At 48.9% G+C, this 16,780-nt stretch carries 12 protein-coding genes; 2 read left to right on the forward strand and 10 right to left on the reverse strand.

What is annotated here, in order from left to right; translation table 11 throughout:
* Positions 1-19: 19 nt before the first annotated feature.
* The 4 genes from aguB to CAP50_RS05140 all read right to left on the reverse strand — a co-directional run bounded on the left by aguB (position 20) and on the right by CAP50_RS05140 (position 5,582).
* Entirely contained in the window at positions 20-889 is an 870-nt protein-coding gene (gene aguB, locus CAP50_RS05125; protein ID WP_100749248.1) for an N-carbamoylputrescine amidase, read from the reverse strand.
* 255 nt (positions 890-1,144) lie between these two features.
* Positions 1,145-2,638, reverse strand: a complete 1,494-nt coding sequence (locus tag CAP50_RS05130) for a Na+/H+ antiporter NhaC family protein (protein ID WP_100749249.1) — start codon at positions 2,636-2,638, stop codon at positions 1,145-1,147.
* Positions 2,639-2,872: 234 nt separating this feature from the next.
* A complete protein-coding gene (locus CAP50_RS05135; RefSeq protein ID WP_241900655.1) occupies positions 2,873-4,237 on the reverse strand; it encodes an NAD(P)/FAD-dependent oxidoreductase in 1,365 nt (454 codons plus the stop codon).
* Between the two features lies 1 nt (position 4,238).
* Positions 4,239-5,582 carry a glutamine synthetase family protein gene (locus CAP50_RS05140; protein ID WP_075101124.1) on the reverse strand — a complete coding sequence of 448 codons (1,344 nt, stop codon included), beginning with the start codon at positions 5,580-5,582 and terminating at the stop codon, positions 4,239-4,241.
* 274 nt (positions 5,583-5,856) lie between these two features.
* On the opposite strand from CAP50_RS05140, the gene CAP50_RS05145 reads away from it, so the two are divergent.
* Complete coding sequence (locus CAP50_RS05145; RefSeq protein WP_100749250.1) at positions 5,857-6,597, forward strand: gamma-glutamyl-gamma-aminobutyrate hydrolase family protein; 741 nt, start codon at positions 5,857-5,859, stop codon at positions 6,595-6,597.
* On the forward strand, positions 6,572-7,363 hold the full coding sequence (locus tag CAP50_RS05150; RefSeq protein WP_241900656.1) for a cupin domain-containing protein: 792 nt from the start codon (positions 6,572-6,574) through the stop codon (positions 7,361-7,363). Before CAP50_RS05145 ends, CAP50_RS05150 begins: the two co-directional genes overlap by 26 nt.
* Positions 7,364-7,376: 13 nt before the next feature.
* Here the strand turns inward: CAP50_RS05150 and CAP50_RS05155 are convergent, their stop codons facing one another.
* The 6 genes from CAP50_RS05155 to carB form a co-directional block, all read right to left on the reverse strand.
* Entirely contained in the window at positions 7,377-8,843 is a 1,467-nt protein-coding gene (locus CAP50_RS05155; RefSeq protein ID WP_241900657.1) for a glycosyltransferase, read from the reverse strand.
* 39 nt (positions 8,844-8,882) lie between these two features.
* On the reverse strand, positions 8,883-9,755 hold the full coding sequence (locus CAP50_RS05160; RefSeq protein WP_075101126.1) for a TIGR03915 family putative DNA repair protein: 873 nt from the start codon (positions 9,753-9,755) through the stop codon (positions 8,883-8,885).
* A gap of 12 nt (positions 9,756-9,767) precedes the next feature.
* Positions 9,768-11,036 carry a putative DNA modification/repair radical SAM protein gene (locus CAP50_RS05165; RefSeq protein WP_075101127.1) on the reverse strand — a complete coding sequence of 423 codons (1,269 nt, stop codon included), beginning with the start codon at positions 11,034-11,036 and terminating at the stop codon, positions 9,768-9,770.
* 207 nt (positions 11,037-11,243) lie between these two features.
* On the reverse strand, positions 11,244-12,128 hold the full coding sequence (locus tag CAP50_RS05170) for a hypothetical protein (RefSeq protein ID WP_241900658.1): 885 nt from the start codon (positions 12,126-12,128) through the stop codon (positions 11,244-11,246).
* Positions 12,129-12,476: 348 nt separating this feature from the next.
* Entirely contained in the window at positions 12,477-12,956 is a 480-nt protein-coding gene (greA, locus tag CAP50_RS05175) for a transcription elongation factor GreA (RefSeq protein WP_100749251.1), read from the reverse strand.
* Positions 12,957-13,365: 409 nt separating this feature from the next.
* On the reverse strand, positions 13,366-16,629 hold the full coding sequence (carB, locus tag CAP50_RS05185) for a carbamoyl-phosphate synthase large subunit (RefSeq protein ID WP_100749253.1): 3,264 nt from the start codon (positions 16,627-16,629) through the stop codon (positions 13,366-13,368).
* Positions 16,630-16,780 lie beyond the last annotated feature (151 nt).

Raw genomic sequence — 16,780 nt, forward strand, 5'->3', positions numbered from 1 at the left:
CTTATGAGCCAGTATGCCATTAGCCATGTGTGAGCAAGGTGGCGTACATCGATGGGCGGCGATCACGAAACACGCCCCATTGACGCCGATCGATTGCCAGCTTATCTAAGTCAAAAGTCGCCGTGATGACCTCTTGGTTATCTGTTGATGCTTCTTGGATAATCTCGCCGCGCCCATCGGTGATAAATGAGCGACCATAAAACTGCAGAGTGCTGTCATGAGTATTTTGGCGAATGGTCTCTGTGCCGATACGATTTGCGGCCACCACAGGCATTAGGTTGGCCGCCGCATGCCCCTGCATACAGCGTTGCCAATGTCCTTTTGAGTCAATGCCCAGTGTGGGCTCATCACCAATTGCTGTCGGATACAACAAAATCTCGGCACCCATCAGCGCCATACTGCGCGCGCATTCAGGAAACCACTGATCCCAGCAGATACCGACGCCTATCTTGGCGTACTTGGTTTCCCAGACTTTAAACCCTGTATCTCCAGGGGTGAAGTAAAATTTTTCGGCATAAGGGATACCGTCTGGTATGTGGGTTTTGCGATAGGTGCCCAGTATCTCGCCATCGGCATCGATGATGGTGACGCTATTAAAAAAAGTATTGCCCGATTTTTCATAAAAGCTAATCGGTAGCACCACTCCTAATGCTTTGGCCAGTTTTTTGAAATGCGTGATAGCGGCGTTATCTTCGACTGAGCTCGCCAGTTTAAAATAATCAAAGTCATGTACTTGGCAAAAATAAGGCGTCTCAAACAGCTCTTGTAGCAAGATAATATTGGCGCCAGCGTTGGCCGCTTTGGTCACCAAGTCGGTGGCGGCGGCGATGTTTTGTTGTATATCCCAGCCGCAAGTCATCTGAGTGGCCGCAACGGTAACAGTACGCATATTTTTATTCCTTGTCAGTATCAAATCTAGGTCAGTATCGAATCTAGATTAGTATCAAATCTAGCCATTTTGGGCCCATGTCGCTAGGCATTGCTTACCTTGAGGGCCAATCCTAACGACAGAGTGGTAAATAATGGGCAACGACCAGAGCGTCCTTCCCCATCTGTCCGTTATTTGCCGAGCAGTCTGCATCGCGCAGTACTTAACATGATATCGACCAGTATCGCTCATATATTGTCTGCTCGGTAGCCAAGCTTATGCCATCATAAAGCCCAAACCTAAGAAGGTGATGACAGATAACACCGCGCCGAGCATCGCATAAGGGAACTGGGTAAACGCATGCTGCATGGGTGAGCAGCCAGCGCCTTGGGCGGCGAGTAATGAGGAGTCACTAAAGAAACAAGCATGACTACCAAATGATGAGGCAGACAGCAGCGCGCCGATCATAAGCGGGGTGTTGACGCCTAAGGCCAATGAGATCGGAAAGACAATCGGCATGGCAAGGACGTACAGACCCCAGCTCGATGAGGTGGCAAAGGTCAAAAACGCCATGACCGCAAAGATAACCGCAGGGAAAATGACAATCGTCATATAAGGGGTGATGGCCTCAATCACATACGTGGTCATGCCAAGCTCATCATTGATGGCTTTTAGAAAAAACCCGCCAATGACGGTCGAGAGAGGGTAGAGCATGACTTTAAAGCCTTTAAATACCGCCTCCATCTGGGTCTCAAAGCTCAAAATACCCTGCACCCAGTAGAGAACAACGGTCACAAAACAAGTCAATAACGCCCCGCGCAGCAGATCAATCTCAAAATAAACGGTCGAGATAATCAGCAAAATCATGGGAAAGGCAAAGTTCATGATATTGGCTTTAAATGATAGCTTGCGCTTGGCCTTGACGTTTGAGACCAGCTGCTCTTCTACAAAATCCTCTGGGACAGGCTTGCCTGCTTTGGCACGCGCCTCGGCCTTTTTCATCGGTCCCCAATTACCAAGGACGCCATACGCCACCAAAAACACGATAATTAAGGCAAACCAAGCATAGGCCATATACGGAATCGCACTGATATAAAGCCCGATGCCTTCACCATCTCCTGCCACGCCATTTTCTTCTAGTAGGCCCGCAAAATATACTGCCCACGTCGAGATAGGGACGATGATACACATAGGCGCTGCGGTTGAGTCGACGATATAAGCCAGTTTTTCGCGTGAGACGTTATAGGCATCGGTCAGTTTTTTGACTGATGTCGATACTGCCAGACAGTTGAGATAATCATCAATAAAAACAATCACCCCAAGGGCAAAGGTGGCAAGCAAAGACTGCCGCCGTGATTTGATGATTTTTTGGAGCCATTCGCTAAAGCCATCGAGACAGCCGCTAATCTCAAGGAGCTGAATCAGCCCGCCCATCAGGCCGCAAACTAAGATAATCCAAATAATGGTCTCATTACCCAAGACCATCGACATATTATCAGCAAACGGCGATACCAGATCGAAGGGGTTGAGCATCACAAGACCTGCGACACAGCCTGCGATCATGGATTCAAATGGCCGTCTAGAGACGATAGCGGTGATGAGTACCAACAAGGTGGGTAATAAAGACAACGCGCCCCAAGACTCGCCTGGGTCGTGGTTGGACGATAACCAAGCAAACGCCAGATAGATGGCGACTGCGGCGATGACGGTAAGAAAGACTCGTTTGTTATGATATTGCCCCTCGACAGCATCATTGAGTTTCATGTTCATACTTACGCTCCCTGTAAAACTTTGTTTGATAGAACAAGCTCTATTTTATGATTGACGCCCAGTAGACAGCAGGCAAACCCACTTTCTACCAAGCTTTATCACAACAATCCGTTGTTATGATAAGGGGGTGTAGCAATAGACCAAACGCGAAAACGGGTGACTTAAAAAGCAAGACTGACGCTTGATAAGTACCTCGTCTTGAGGCGCTGAGTACACGTCAAGGGATTGATACCATCATAGGCCTGTGGTGTCTTTTAGCGCATACCACCAAGAGCCCATCACAGAGTAGGGCACACGTAGGGCGCGGCCACCAGGAAAGGGAATCCAAGGTATTTTGGCAAAAGTATCAAACTCTTTGGTTTTGCCATTGATGGCATCGGCGAGTATTTGTCCAAACAGATGCGAGCCTGTGACGCCATGTCCACTATAGCCATGAGCAAAAAATACCCGCTCATGTAGTTTGCCCATCTGCGGCACTCGCGAAAACGACAAGGCAAAGTTGCCGCTCCACGCATAGTCAATCTTGACATCGCGTAACTCTGGGAAGATTTTGTTCATATTTGGGCGGATTTTGGCGGTGATATCGGCGGGGTCTTGGCCGCCATAGACCGTGCCGCCGCCAAACAGCATGCGTTTGTCCGCTGAGAGGCGATAGTAGTCAAGAATATAGCGCACATCCTCGACACAGACATCGGTCGGTAGCAGCTGATCGGCCAGCTCGCCTAGCGGTTCGGTGGCGATAATCTGCGTCGAGACCGGCATGACGCGGTCCGTCAACTTTGGAATGACTTTATTTAGATAGGCATTGCCGCACAGTACCGCCTGCTGACAGGTCACTGAGCCAAACTCGGTAATGACTTTGATGTGGTCATCGGCATACTCAATATCCACCACTAGGGTGTTTTCGTAGATGGTGCCGCCGCCTTGTTCGATTGCTGCCGCCTCACCGAGGGCGAGGTTGAGTGGATGCAGATGGCCGCCTGAGTGGTCGATGACGCCGCCGACATAGGCATCGGTTTTGATATGCTGTTGAATGCCATTTTTGTCTAGCATTTCACGATCATGCATACCGTGGCGCTCCCAAAGGGCATGCGTCTCTTGTAAGTCTTTTAGTTGACCTTTATTGAGGGCGGCAAAGATGTTTTTTTCTTTTAAATCGCAGTCAATATTATAATCAGTGACAAACCGGCGAATGATTTGGCCACCGCGAGTCACCAGCTGACCGACGAAGTCAGCATTTTGTTGGCCATAGGATTTTTTGATTTTTTGTAGGCTGGCGTTTAGGCCATTGACGATCTGACCGCCGTTGCGCCCTGAGGCACCCCAACCGATTTGCGCGCCTTCGAGGACGACGACTTCATGGTCGGTCTCGATGAGGTGCAGCGCTGTTGATAGGCCACTATAGCCACCGCCCACCACACAAATTTCTGCTTGAATGTCGTTTTTGAGCGTCGGTCTGTCCGGTTTTGGGTTACGACTGGCGGCATAATAGCTGTCAGGGTATTGGCCTTGATTTGAATAATGCGGAATATTGCGCGTGTTGTTGGATGACAAGTTTTGCGGCATTGCTGCATGAGCATTGAAGTTGCTATTTGACATATCAGACATCCTGTAAATAGGTGAGGTATTCAAGGTTGGTGACTTGCTGGGCGAAGCGTTTGGCTTCTTGCTTTTTGACCGCGATCAACAGCTCGATCATCTCGCGTGGAAACAAAGAGTCGATGATATCGCTACTTTCAAACTTACGAATGGCTGATAACCAATCTAGGGGTAGGGTCTTGAGCTCCGTATCGTCATAGGTGATGCTGTTGATAGGCTCAGGGGCGGCCAGCTTATTTTCGATACCATATAGCATCCCTGCGAGCACGGCACTACAAACCAGATAAGGATTGGCATCAGCGCCAGAGACGCGGTGCTCGATACGGCGCGCTTTTGTATCGCCACCAGGGATACGGACAGCGGCTGTACGGTTTTCGTAGCCCCATGAGATATTGTTAGGGGCAAGGGTGCCGGGGGTGAAGCGGCGATAAGAGTTGACATGCGGGGCAAAGAGCAGGGTACAGTCGGCCATGGTTTTGAGCAGGCCTGCGACCGCATGACGCAACATGTCAGAGCCTTCATCTGTACCATCATCAAAGATATTATTACCGTCCTTGTCCAACAAGCTGCAATGTACATGAAACCCATTGCCGGACTGTAGGCCAAACGGTTTTGCCATAAAGGTTGCTGTCAGCTGACGGCGCGCGGCGACAGATTTGACCACTTGTTTAAACAATATCGCATCATCAGCGGCCTTTAATGGGTCGTCGACGTGTAGTAGGTTTATCTCAAACTGACCACAGCCGTTTTCGGCCAAGGCGGCATCGACAGGGATATCAAGCTTTTTGCACTGGGCATAGACTTCATCTAAAAACTCATCAAACTGCAACAAATCATTGATGCTGAGAATGGAGGTTTTGTTGAGACGTAGGCCGCTTTTGGGTCTGATAGGCGGTCTGGGGGTTTCGCCTTCGGTATAGTCGACCAGATAAAACTCTAGCTCTGTCGCCATCACCGGCGTCAGGCCCAGCGCTTTGAATTTTTTGCTGATGTGATCGAGTACATGTCTGGCGTCACCATAATAAGGCTCATCGTCTTCGGTGTATAGCCAGACTGGTAGTAGCGCTGACGGGGCGCTGGTGTTGAGTAACGGGTAGGCGGCGCGGCCGGTAGGACGGGCGATGGCATCTATATCGCCGTTGCACTGAGAGGATTCGATGACATCAGCACCCCAGATATCGACGCCTAAGATCGACAGCGGTAAGCGTATTGCGCCCTTTTCTGCTTTTTCCATCTGATTAAAAGGGATACGTTTCCCGCGAAGTAAACCATTAATGTCGCCAGCGGCCACATAAACGTATTCGGTGTTATTGTCAGATTCGACCATTCCATTGGTTGTCGTCATGTCTATTCTTCCTATGAATTTTATTGTTACTGAGGTTTTGCTTACTCCGTTGCTGATGACTTCCAATATATGTATGAAAACTATAGTTGTCAATTTTTATTTAAAATTATCATAAAATTGCTAATTCTGATGGTTTTTATATCAATACTCTTTATATTGAGTTTTATAGTTTACATTTTATGAGAAGTTGTGTTAGATTTTAGCTAAACAAAGGATTGCATCAGGCAAGAGAGCGTATCTGCCTAGATAAAGCGACGGACAAAGGAACGCAATTATGAAAAACGCCAAACCGATCATCGCCATCGTGTCATGCTACAAAATGATCGACGGTCAGCCCTCACAAGCGGTATATCAAAAATACATCGATGCGGTAAACTTCTACGGCGGCAACCCCATTTTGCTGCCCAATACCGCAGCGGACAGCAGCAACTTTGAGGCGTTATTGGCTATGGTCGATGGGATCTTATTGACGGGCAGTTATAGCAATGTGGCGCCGACGCGATACGGAGCGACGCACCGCGAAGCCAAGCAAGATCTTGGGCGCGATGAGCTGAGTTTTAAGCTGCTCGCCTACGCCGACAAGACAAACACGCCGCTGCTGGCAGTGTGCCGTGGCCTGCAAGAGATGAATGTTCATTTTAAAGGTACACTTCATCCTGATTGGCGCGAGGTAGAAGGGTTTTTTGAGCCGCACCTAGAAGACAGCAGTCAGCCGCTCGAAGTGCAATACCAGCCCGTCCATGACGTCGTCATCGAGCCTGCAGGTAGGCTGGCGGCATTTGGCAAAAAATGGCATGTGAACTCCTTGCACAAACAAGCCATCAATAAAGTCGGCGAGCGCTTGTTGGTAGAGGCGCTGGCACCTGATGGCCTAGTCGAGGCGATAAGCTTATCTGAGCATCCATTTATGATTGGTGTGCAGTGGCATCCTGAGTTAAACTATGAAAAAGACAACTTGTCCAAGTTTCTATTCACGGAATTTATTCACTATGCCAGCAAACAACGCACTGAATAACGAAGAAGATCATATAGATACAAAAATCCCTGATGCCAGCTGTGACGCCAGTACCGATACCGACAATGAGGCGAATAACGATGCCGCTGCCAGTAAAGGAATCGATAATGAAGGCGATGATAAGGGGGCCGATGACGACAGTGTTTGCAGCGATGATGATGCAGGAGACGAAAGTCTGCCGAGCGCCGCGCCCGCCGAGACAGAGGCGTCTGCTGAAGAAGATATCGGCAAAAAAATCAACCAATTACGCTTGGCCAAAGGCTACTCACAGCGCAAGCTGGCCAAGCTGTCAGGGCTGACCAATACCTCTATCAGCTCTATCGAGCGCAACAAAGTTAGCCCAGCGGTCAATACGCTAAAGGCGATTTTGACTGTGCTTGGCTCTGATCTGACCACGTTTTTTAGTGATGAGTGGAAAGAGCCAAAAGCCCGTGTGGTGGTCACACCAAAAGACTTGCTAGAGCTGAGTGAGGCGGGTAGTCGGGTGTCGCTAAAACAAGTGTATAACTGCAGCACCACAAAAAACTTGGGGTTTTTGATTGAGACTTATCAGCCCAATAGCTCGACAGAAGAAAAAATCGCCCACGAGGGCGAGGAGATCGGCACGGTTATTGAAGGCAAGATTTTGATCCGTGTCGAAGAGACCACCTATCTGCTCAATCAAGGCGACAGCTATGTGATCGATACGATGAAGCCGCATACTTTTATTAACCCAAGCGACAGCATCACCCGTATCGTCAGTGCGCACACGCCGACGACTTACTAAGTCAGCGCTGCTATCATGGTGGGTTGTTGTTTGATGCTGTGTCGTCTGCTGCCTTAGCGCTTGAAGTGTCTGAACGTAAAGTGTCTGAATCTAAAGTGGTCGGCTCTGATTCTGATTCTGGCTGTGACTGTGTTTCTGGTTTCAGCTTGGGTTTTTCTTTACTCAGCTTAATTTTTGTATGGTTATCGATTGGGTCGATTTTTACATAAGTAGACTCAGGAATGGATTTTGCTACTCGCTTAAGGCTTTTATTGATTCGTTTGACCGCTGCGTCGTCCTGTGCCGCTTGCTCCTCAGCCAGCGCTGCGTCATAGAGTGATTGATAAACCTCAAGAGTCGCCTCAATCATCTCACGCATGGTAAATTTGGTGGTCATCTCAGGGCGCGTGACACTCTCTAGCTGATTGCGAACCGCTTTACAAAGCGCCTTGGCATTGTACTTTTTGACCAGCCCTTGCGGATATAACGGCTGTAGTATCTCACTGAATGCCGCTTGATCCCAGCCAATGACGGGGGTGCCTAGGTGAATCGCTTGTAGGGCGTTGATACCAATGGACTCAGGCTCATTGGCGAGCGCCATGACGATATTGGCCGCTGATAGCCACTCGCGCATGTCATTGCGCTTGCTACCCACGTAGGTGATGCGCTCGGCCAGCCCAAGTGTATTGGTACGCTGCCGAAAGTCCTCGTGTGCCACGTCACCATCTCTATAATCATCGTCCATGATGATGACATGAATATTGGGGAACTGCTCCTGCAAATTGCCCAAAATATCAATCAGCCACTCTTGACCATATTCATTGCCAATGATGGTGGGAAACACCAGCCATTTTTTGTGCTCAAGCTCAGGATACTCTGCAAAGGTGTGCCGTAGCCAATAGACAGACGGATTGTGCCGATAAGGGTAACGGCGGGTGTCGACGCCGCGGTAAATACGTTTGATGACCTTGGGTCCTGCGTCTTCTCGGCGCAGGCCTTTTTTTAGGTAGTTGGTGACACTATCGGAGACAGTAATGATGATGTCGACATCGAGCAGCGCTTGGGAGTATTTGTTGATCGGATAAAAGCCGTACATGGTCGACACCAGTTTGGGCATGCGCTTTAGGCGCGCGCGGCGCAAGGCCAGATGTAGTATCCATGCAGGCGTACGCGAGTGCAAATGTATCACATCGGGGTCGTATTTTTCGATCAGACGGCGTAGGGCGTTGACGCGCAGCAACGACAGCCACGATTTTTTGTTCATATGTAGCTGATGATAATGGTTGCCATCACGCTTGAGACGTTTGACCAGATCGTTTTCTTCATCGGCGCTTGAGACGATGATAGAGGTGTGACCGTTTTTGACCAAGGCGCGGCCAAGATGAAAAATACCACGCTCGGATTCATCATGCTTTAAAGACGATAATAAGCGCATCACTTTCATAGCAGCGAGGGTCACCAAATCAAATATGAAGTTGCTATTGTCAGTTAAAAGTGGCAAAAACTCAACCACGAAGATAAAGGATGGGACCGAAAAACATTAGCGCCGCTTTTGGATATGCTCGGCATTGGGTGGTATTTGTTTTTCGCTCAAGTATTTCCAGTAGCGCTGCGGTAAGTATTGCCGATGCAGGCGTGGGTTTTTGCGCTCAGTTATATTGACGTTGGTAAAGTAGCCTTGCCAAAACTGCTGATAGCGCCGCTCATCTGCGCTATGAATGCTGGCAGGGCGGCGCAGGACGGCATCATCTAGATCAGTGATGGTCTGCAAGGCGGCAGGGCGCGTGGCTGTACTGTTGCTTTTGTCATAATAAATGCCGTAGCCGCGCGTTATATCATAAATCGCCCAATACTGGTCTTGATAGCGCTGCCGAAAATGCTCACCTATGAGTGGCAACACATTAAAGTCCGGCTCCACGCGGGCGAAGTAAATATCATCGGTGGTGTGCTCAAAGCGCACAAAGGCTTCCATACGGTGTTTTTCACGGCCGACAGATTTGACCGTTTGCACCAGCTCGAGCACATGCAAATTGCCGACATCCTGCATGATATGGCGATTGGGATAATCGATGGCGTATTTGACCACCCAAAATAACGTCGTGCCGATGTGCTCTTTTTCTGATAGAAACCCCCAAAGTAAGTTGCGTATACCTGAGCGGCCGAGCAGCTGGGTTAGCTTGACTAGCACGCGCTCTGCATGTTCTTCATTAGGCACAACGCTGGTTGCTTGAGCAATCAATGAGGGTACATAACAGTCTTGGGCAATTAATTGTAGTGCTTCATCGTCATATAATTTATTAGCATAAACATAGAAGACAGCACTTAACCAACCTTCAAAACTTGGCTCATAAAGCACAATACTGGGTGTCAATTGATCAACAGGGTACGCGGTGTTTGGGGTCAGCTCTGGCATATATGCTCCTTTTTAAAACAGTGCTAATTGCCCACTACGCTGATCCTTATATTTGGTCTGTGTTTGCGCCAGCACATATTGACGAAAGTTGTCACGGGTCAGATGGGCGAGATGCTCGTTTTTACCAGTGGTGGCAATGAAGTATTTGGCACGATTGACCGCCGCGCCCATTTTTTTGAGATGATAAAGGGTCAACTGATTAAACTTACGCGCTGTCACAATCTTTTTGGCGGTTTTGGTGCCGATACCTGGGATGCGTACAATCATCTCGTAGCTTGCCGTTTGGATATTGACAGGGAAATGCTCACGGTGGCGTATCGCCCAAGCGAGCTTTGGGTCACAGTCTAAATCAAGAAATGGCGACTCAGGCTCTACGATTTCATGCGCGCCAAAACCATAAAAGCGCATTAGCCAATCCGCTTGGTATAGGCGGTTTTCGCGGACCATAGGCACCGGCGTACCGATCGCTGGCAGGCGATTGTCAGAGAGCATCGGCACGTACCCTGAGTAGTAGACGCGTTTAAGATCATACTGCTTATAAAAGTGACTTGATAACTGAATCACTTGTAAGTCGGTCTCGTTGCTCGCCCCAACTATCATTTGACTGGTTTGACCCGCTGGAGTGAACTTTGGTGCTTTTTTGTGCGTTTTACGGCTCTCACGAATCGTGACGATCTCTTCTTTTACCGTCTGCATCGGCGCTTTTAGCTCGTCGTGAGATTTTTCTGGAGCAAGCAACGCCAGCCCTGATTTGGTAGGAATCTCGATATTGACGCTCAAGCGGTCTGCATAAAGCCCCGCTTCTAACAATAGCGCTTTTGACGCGCCAGGGATGGTCTTTAAATGAATATAACCGTTAAAGCGCTCACGAGTACGCAGTATCTTGGCGACCTCGACCAGTCGCTCCATGGTGTAGTCGCCATTTTTAAAGATACCTGAGCTGAGAAACAGCCCCTCGATATAGTTACGGCGATAAAACTGCATGGTCAAATCCACCACTTCTTCCACCGTAAAAGCGGCGCGCGGGGTGTCATTACTTTTACGTGACGTACAATAAGCACAGTCGTATATACAGTGATTGGTCAGCAGAATTTTGAGCAAGCTAACGCAGCGACCGTCTTCGGTATAGCTGTGGCAAATGCCTGTCTTTGAAGCATCACCCAGACCGCCGCCTTGGTTTTTGCGCGTGCCAGCAGAGGAGGAGCAAGAGACATCGTATTTAGCGGCGTCCGCTAAAATATTAAGCTTGCCTTGTAGTCGTTCATAATTGATGGTTGCCATAAGCGTGATCTACCAAATCATTTATAGGTATGTATTTTAGCAAAATCAGGCTTAAGTCGTTGTATTTATAGGATAATATATAAAACAACACGTCAGGTAGTGTCGCAAGATACGTCATAAACAAAGCCTTGCCGACTATAAAATGAGCCAGCAAGACCTTTTATCATTTTCAGAGTGATCAAATAACCAGACTCTAAAATCTAGTCTTTACTGAACTTTCGCACGTATAACGACAGTTTGAGCAGCATTTGGGCTTAGATCAACCAAATTCCACTTAAGACCAGAATAGTTTTCTTTGATGACCACGGTATTGCCAACTTGCTGGATGGTCTGATAGCTGTCGCCGCCAGTGGTGGCCTGCGTGGGTAGCGGGCTATTTAAGGATAGCAATTGCACGCCATTTGGCAGCGATACCATGGCATTGATGTCAGTGACGGGTTGTGCGGTGGTATTGAGATAAGTGGTGTGATATTCAATCACATCGCCTGGGGTGATATGGTTGGCAGGTACGGCTATTTCGCGGCCGTCACTGTTTTTTAATATCTTCATAACCTTGGTCTGTGCATTGACAATGCCAGGCGTGCTAAATGTGGGCGTCAATTGCAAGGTATCTACAGAGGTGGATACGATTTGCGTCGTTGCGCGTGGTTGGGTCGTTGCTGGCGGGTTAGTCACGACGGTGGTCGTAGGAGCGGTGATGACATCGACGCGGCTGGTTTTTTGGGTCAGCTGATCGCTGACAGGTACGCTAGTGACCGTGGTGCGGCCTTGGGTCACGACCGTGTCGTTGCCACTTTGGTGCACCGTATAGCGTGGCACTGTGGTCACTTGCGTGACCGCATAGGGCAGACCGTCTTTCATCGTAATGCCATTGGGCGTTGCTGTAATGGTAGCTGTTTTGCCATCAGCGTACTGCTCAACGACGGTCGTGCTACTGCCAGCAGATGCGTTGATGGTCACTTCAGGCGCAGCATGTACTAAGTTGGCCGCAAGCAATGCGCCGGTAAAAAAAAGAGCAACCGCCATCGCTACAGATGCTTTTTGGGGGATGGTTTTGTGGGTAGTAACCACAGGTATCGATGTCAAGCTCATAAAAGACTCCTTAAAAAATAACAGTCAATATCACCAATCATAAAGCGGCAAAAGATAACGGCCTAAACAAAACCCCCGCTAAATGACACGGTAATACATGCCAAATAACGGGGGTATCGAGTACTGATGACAGTCAATTATAACCACGCTGATAACTGCGCTGCTTGACTATCAAGCCGTCATTATTTTGAATAATGGTGCATCAATGAGCCACTTTATTGGGGATTTGCACGCAAACTTGTCATGATTATGCGGCAAAACAAATTGAGTATAAAAGTGGCATTGTGTAACTGCTATAAAAAAGGTGTCTATAATATCTGCTATTTATGAAGCAGATAAAAACCGGTCCTATTGGTCATAGATGACTTTCATGATTTCGTACTCTACCACACCTTTTGGCGTTTCGATACGTACTTCATCACCTTCAAACTTGCCAATCAGACCGCGAGCGATGGGTGAGTTGACAGAGATTTTGCCTGCTTTAAAATCCGCTTCATCGTCACCGACGATTTTGTATTGTTTTTCTTCTTCGGTATCCATGTTTTCGATGACCACGCTCACACCGAATACCACTCGGCCATCGTTTGGCAAGGTCGACGGGTCAATGACCTGTGCGGCGCCGAGCTTGGCTTCGATGTCGCGAATACGCGCTTCACAAAACCCTTGCTGCTCGCGTGCGGCATGGTATTCAGCGTTTTCTTTTAGATCACCGTGCTCGCGGGCTTCGGCGATGGCGGCAGTGATACGAGGGCGATCGACACTTTTTAGCTGTTTTAGTTCGGCTTCTAGCGCCGCGTGTCCTTGGGGAGTCATGGGGTAACGTTGCATGTTTTTTCCTTAAACCAATAACACCACACCACCTCAGATGAGATGGTGTCTGTGTTGTTGCAATGGGTTTGATATATAAAGAGTTATATTGTATCAAGCATAAAGATACGATGAGCGGTGGCAAACGCAGCGCAGGCTACGACGGGTAGTCCTTGCTCATGTCTGACTGGCTCGGCTGGTCTTTATACACGATACGAAAAGGCTAAACAGATCATGGGTCGGCGCATTTACCAACGGGCAGATGCGCGCGTGATCTTACATAATAAAAAGCATAGTCGCAGTTTAGCCACTATGCTTTTTGGGTCTATCTTGGTAAACGTCTTCTCAAGCATTATTGTCGTATCAAAACGCTTGACACGTTTTGTCGCTGCGTTTTATTTGCTTGACGATAATGCTTAATCTACTGAAATTATTGGGCCGCGTCAACCACCTTTGCTTGCTCGTGCAAATCTTGTAGCTTATAGACATCAAATGGCAAGTCGATGGCATAAGATTTACAGACAGCATCCGCTGCACCTAAGGTCGTGACATAAAATACTTTATTTTGTAGCGCGCTGCGGCGGATAGAGAATGAATCCTCTTGCGCCTGCTTGCCCTCGGTCGTATTTATAATAAGGTCGATTTTGCCGTTTTTCAAGGCATCAACGATATGCGGACGGCCTTCGGTGACTTTGTTGATCTGAGTGCTGGCAATACCGGCTTCGCTGAGCACCTTTTGCGTACCCGTCGTTGAGACGATATTAAAGCCAAAATCAGCAAGCTGACGCGCGATAGGGGCGATTTGTGCCTTGTCGCTATCACGAACCGAGATAAAGGCCGTTTTGGTTTCGCCTTCAACAGGAAGGCCTGGCAGGCGCTCGTTACTACCGATAATGGCCTTATAAAACGCTTCGCCAAAGGTTTTACCAACGCCCATGACCTCACCAGTCGATTTCATCTCAGGGCTCAAGATAGGATCAACCCCTGGGAACTTGGCAAACGGGAAGACCGCTTCTTTTACTGCGTAAAACGAAGGAACAATCTCGGTCGTAAAGCCTTGGTCTTTTAATGAAGTGCCAGCCATACAGCGCGCTGCCACTTGCGCCAGTGAGGTGCCGATACATTTGGAGACAAACGGCACGGTACGAGCGGCACGTGGGTTCACTTCTAGAATGTAAACCGTTTCGCCTTTTACTGCGAATTGGACGTTCATTAGGCCGACCACGCCAAGCTCTTTTGCCATCGCTACCGTCTGTGCACGCATGGTATCGCAAAGCTCATCCGATAATGAGTAAGGCGGTAATGAACATGCCGAGTCGCCAGAGTGGACACCTGCTTGTTCGATATGCTGCATGATACCGCCGATCACCACATCAGTGCCGTCACACACACAGTCGACATCGACTTCGATGGCATCATCTAAAAAGCGATCTAATAGGACGGGCGCTTCGTTTGATGCTTGTACAGCGGTACGCAAGTAGTGTTTTAGCTCGTCTTCGTTATAGACGATTTCCATTGCGCGGCCACCCAAGACGTATGATGGGCGAACGACTAACGGATAGCCGACGTCTTTGGCTTTCACCAAGCCGTCTTCTAGGCTGGTCGCTAGCGCGTTTGATGGCTGCACGAGGTTTAGCTGCTGAATCATGTGCTGGAAGCGCTCACGGTCTTCAGCGCGGTCGATGGCATCAGGGCTGGTACCGATGATTTTTACGCCAGCAGATTCTAATGCGCGCGCCAGTTTCAATGGCGTCTGTCCGCCAAACTGCACGATGACGCCGTCTGGGTTTTCGATACGGACGATCTCTAACACGTCCTCTAACGTGATTGGCTCAAAGTAGAGGCGGTCTGAGGTGTCATAATCGGTCGAGACGGTTTCTGGGTTACAGTTGACCATGATGGTTTCATAGCCATCTTCGCGCATGGCGAGGGCAGCATGGACACAGCAATAGTCAAACTCAATCCCTTGACCGATACGGTTAGGACCACCGCCGATCACCATGATTTTCTTGTTATCGGTTGGGTTGGCCTCGCATTCGCTGTCATAGGTTGAGTACATGTAGGCGGTGCTGGTGGCAAACTCTGCCGCACAGGTATCGACGCGCTTGTAGACTGGATAAACGGCCAAATCCCAGCGTTTTTTGCGTAATTGCTTTTGTGATATGCCGAGCAGCTTGGCCAAACGCAGGTCTGATAAGCCTTTACGCTTAAAGCTACGCATGTTTTCAGCGTTCAAACCGCCAAAGCCTAAGGTTTTAACCTGTGCTTCAGTTTTGACGATGTCTTCGATTTGTACCAAAAACCATGGGTCAATTTTGGTGTAATTAAAGACGTCATCGACACTCATACCGACGCGGAAGGCATCAGCCAGATAATAAATGCGCTCAGGCGTTGGGATGGTTAGACGGTTGATAATCTCAGAACGCGCTTTGTCAGCCGGTACTTTTGCCAAATCGATTTGCTCATCAAAGCCGTCTGAGCCTGTTTCCATGCCGCGCAGGGCTTTTTGCATCGACTCTTGGAAGTTACGGCCGATTGCCATGACTTCACCGACTGACTTCATTTGCGTCGAGAGGATATTGTCTGCTTGTGGGAATTTTTCAAAGTTAAAACGCGGGATTTTGGTGACGACATAGTCAAGCGCCGGCTCAAAGCTGGCAGGCGTTTTGCCGCCTGTGATGTCATTTTGCAATTCATCTAAGGTATAACCAACAGCCAGTTTGGCAGCGATTTTGGCAATCGGGAAGCCTGTGGCTTTTGAGGCAAGGGCAGACGAGCGTGATACGCGTGGGTTCATCTCGATGACGACCATGCGGCCCGTGTCCGGGTTGATACCGAACTGCACGTTTGAGCCGCCAGTTTCGACGCCAATCTCACGCAGTACCGCAAGAGAGGCATTACGCATGATTTGGTATTCTTTATCGGTCAGAGTCTGCGCAGGCGCGACAGTGATAGAGTCGCCCGTGTGTACGCCCATGGGGTCAAAGTTTTCGATGGCACAGATGATGATGCAGTTGTCGTTTTTGTCACGCACCACTTCCATCTCATACTCTTTCCAGCCGATGAGTGACTCATCGATAAGCAGCTGATGGTTGGGTGATAAATCAAAACCGCGCTCGCAGATTTCGATAAACTCATCGCGGTTGTAGGCGATACCGCCGCCTGAGCCGCCCATGGTAAATGAGGGGCGGATGATGCATGGGTAGCCCATTTTTTCTTGGGTAGCAAAGGCTTCTTCCATGGTTTCAGCGGTTTCGGCGCGTGGGCACTCAAGGCCGATACGCTTCATAGCTTGGTCAAACAGCTCACGATCCTCTGCCATCTCAATTGCGTCTTTGGTCGCGCCAATCAGCTCACAGTTATATTTGGTGAGGATACCGTGCTTGTCCAAATCCAGCGCGCAGTTCAGCGCCGTTTGGCCGCCCATCGTCGGCAAAATAGCATCAGGGCGCTCTTTGGCGATGATTTGCTCGACTGTCTGCCAAGTAATCGGCTCGATATAGGTGGCATCTGCCATTACAGGGTCGGTCATGATGGTCGCAGGATTTGAGTTGACCAAGATGACGCGGTAGCCTTCCTCGCGTAGCGCTTTACACGCCTGCGCGCCTGAGTAGTCAAACTCACACGCTTGGCCGATGACGATAGGGCCTGCGCCAATGATAAGAATGCTTTTTATGTCGGTACGTTTTGGCATAGTTAGGGCTACCTTCGTTTGGGTGATATTTTGAGTAATCTATAATGTAACGATATTATCAGTTCAGCTTATCGTGTTTGATATGGTGTCGCTTGAACCACCCTTAGTGCTTCAAGCGTTATATTTATTATTTATGGGTCAATATTAAGCG

Origin of the sequence: Psychrobacter sp. L7 (genome assembly GCF_002810365.1) — a bacterium.
GTDB lineage: Bacteria > Pseudomonadota > Gammaproteobacteria > Pseudomonadales > Moraxellaceae > Psychrobacter > Psychrobacter celer.

Bases quoted from the DNA above. Each gene is read 5' to 3' on its own strand.
- carB (WP_100749253.1), bottom strand. From the start codon at position 16,629: ATGCCAAAACGTACCGACATAAAAAGCATTCTTATCATTGGCGCAGGC.
- CAP50_RS05165 (WP_075101127.1), bottom strand. From the start codon at position 11,036: ATGGCAACCATCAATTATGAACGACTACAAGGCAAGCTTAATATTTTA.
- greA (WP_100749251.1), bottom strand. From the start codon at position 12,956: ATGCAACGTTACCCCATGACTCCCCAAGGACACGCGGCGCTAGAAGCC.
- CAP50_RS05135 (WP_241900655.1), bottom strand. From the start codon at position 4,237: ATGTCAAATAGCAACTTCAATGCTCATGCAGCAATGCCGCAAAACTTG.
- CAP50_RS05140 (WP_075101124.1), bottom strand. From the start codon at position 5,582: ATGACGACAACCAATGGAATGGTCGAATCTGACAATAACACCGAATAC.
- aguB (WP_100749248.1), bottom strand. From the start codon at position 889: ATGCGTACTGTTACCGTTGCGGCCACTCAGATGACTTGCGGCTGGGAT.
- CAP50_RS05150 (WP_241900656.1), top strand. From the start codon at position 6,572: ATGCCAGCAAACAACGCACTGAATAACGAAGAAGATCATATAGATACA.
- CAP50_RS05160 (WP_075101126.1), bottom strand. From the start codon at position 9,755: ATGCCAGAGCTGACCCCAAACACCGCGTACCCTGTTGATCAATTGACA.
- CAP50_RS05145 (WP_100749250.1), top strand. From the start codon at position 5,857: ATGAAAAACGCCAAACCGATCATCGCCATCGTGTCATGCTACAAAATG.
- CAP50_RS05130 (WP_100749249.1), bottom strand. From the start codon at position 2,638: ATGAACATGAAACTCAATGATGCTGTCGAGGGGCAATATCATAACAAA.
- CAP50_RS05170 (WP_241900658.1), bottom strand. From the start codon at position 12,128: ATGAGCTTGACATCGATACCTGTGGTTACTACCCACAAAACCATCCCC.